Annotated in this window: 1 rRNA gene; it reads right to left on the bottom strand. The window is 51.9% G+C overall.

The features are described 5' to 3' along the window. A 23S ribosomal RNA gene (locus PCO31010_RS26450) occupies positions 1-2,113 on the bottom strand; the annotation flags it as partial. Between the last annotated feature and the right edge of the window lie 12 nt (positions 2,114-2,125).

Below are 2,125 nucleotides of genomic sequence, written 5' to 3'. Positions count from 1 at the left end.
CTGCTTCAAAGCCTCCCACCTATCCTACACAGACCGGTTCAAAGTCCAATGCAAAGCTACAGTAAAGGTTCATGGGGTCTTTCCGTCTAGCCGCGGGTAGATTGCATCATCACAAACACTTCAACTTCGCTGAGTCTCGGGAGGAGACAGTGTGGCCATCGTTACGCCATTCGTGCAGGTCGGAACTTACCCGACAAGGAATTTCGCTACCTTAGGACCGTTATAGTTACGGCCGCCGTTTACCGGGACTTCAATCAAGAGCTTGCACCCCATCATTTAATCTTCCGGCACCGGGCAGGCGTCACACCCTATACGTCCACTTTCGTGTTTGCAGAGTGCTGTGTTTTTATTAAACAGTCGCAGCCACCAGTTTATTGCAACCCCTTCACCCTTCTGGCGCAGGCCAGTTAAGCTACAAGGGCGTACCTTATCCCGAAGTTACGGTACCAATTTGCCGAGTTCCTTCTCCCGAGTTCTCTCAAGCGCCTTAGAATACTCATCTCGCCCACCTGTGTCGGTTTGCGGTACGGTCTCGTATGACTGAAGCTTAGAGGCTTTTCTTGGAACCACTTCCAATTGCTTCGTGAACAAGTTCACTCGCCCCACAGCCTTGAATTACGCGCCCGGATTTGCCTAAGCGCCTTCTCCACTGCAGGGACCGGGACTTCCAACACCCGGACAACCTTCCGCGATCCGTCCCCCCATCGCATCATACGACGGTGCAGGAATATTAACCTGCTTCCCATCAGCTACGCATCTCTGCCTCGCCTTAGGGGCCGACTCACCCTACGCCGATGAACGTTGCGTAGGAAACCTTGGGCTTACGGCGAGGGGGCCTTTCACCCCCTTTATCGCTACTCATGTCAGCATTCGCACTTCTGATACCTCCAGCATCCTTTACAAGACACCTTCACAGGCTTACAGAACGCTCTCCTACCATGCGAGCAAGCTCGCATCCGCAGCTTCGGTATATTGCTTAGCCCCGTTACATCTTCCGCGCAGGACGACTCGATCAGTGAGCTATTACGCTTTCTTTAAAGGGTGGCTGCTTCTAAGCCAACCTCCTGACTGTTTTAGCCTTCCCACTTCGTTTCCCACTTAGCAATATTTAGGGACCTTAGCTGGCGGTCTGGGTTGTTTCCCTCTTGACACCGGACGTTAGCACCCGATGTCTGTCTCCCGTGATTGCACTCTTCGGTATTCGGAGTTTGCTATGGCGAGGTAATCCGCAATGGACCCCTCAACCATGACAGTGCTCTACCCCCGAAGGTGATACACGAGGCACTACCTAAATAGTTTTCGGAGAGAACCAGCTATTTCCAAGTTTGTTTAGCCTTTCACCCCTATCCACAGCTCATCCCCTAACTTTTCAACGTTAGTGGGTTCGGTCCTCCAGTACGTGTTACCGCACCTTCAACCTGGCCATGGATAGATCACTTGGTTTCGGGTCTACACCCAGCGACTGAACGCCCTATTCGGACTCGCTTTCGCTACGCCTTCCCTATTCGGTTAAGCTCGCCACTGAATGTAAGTCGCTGACCCATTATACAAAAGGTACGCCGTCACCCCTTACGAGGCTCCGACTGTTTGTATGCATGCGGTTTCAGGATCTATTTCACTCCCCTCCCGGGGTTCTTTTCGCCTTTCCCTCACGGTACTGGTTCACTATCGGTCGATTACGAGTATTTAGCCTTGGAGGATGGTCCCCCCATCTTCAGACAGGATTTCACGTGTCCCGCCCTACTTTTCTCAAGCTTAGTTCCACACCAGGGTTTTCTCATACGGGGCTATCACCCACTATGGCCGGACTTTCCATTCCGTTTTGATAACACCGGTGCTAAATCTTGAAGGCTGGTCCCATTTCGCTCGCCACTACTTTGGGAATCTCGGTTGATTTCTTTTCCTGCAGCTACTTAGATGTTTCAGTTCGCCGCGTTCGCTTCGCTAGACCTATGTATTCAGTCTAGGATGACCTAAAAGGCCGGGTTTCCCCATTCGGACATTTGTGGATCAATGCTTATTTGCCAGCTCCCCACAACTTTTCGCAGGCTATCGCGTCCTTCATCGCCTGTAATCGCCAAGGCATCCACCACATGCACTTATTCGCTTGACCCTATAACGAGTG

It is taken from the genome of Pandoraea commovens, assembly GCF_902459615.1.
Taxonomy (GTDB): domain Bacteria; phylum Pseudomonadota; class Gammaproteobacteria; order Burkholderiales; family Burkholderiaceae; genus Pandoraea; species Pandoraea commovens.
This window is presented reverse-complemented; position numbering and strand designations above follow the sequence as displayed.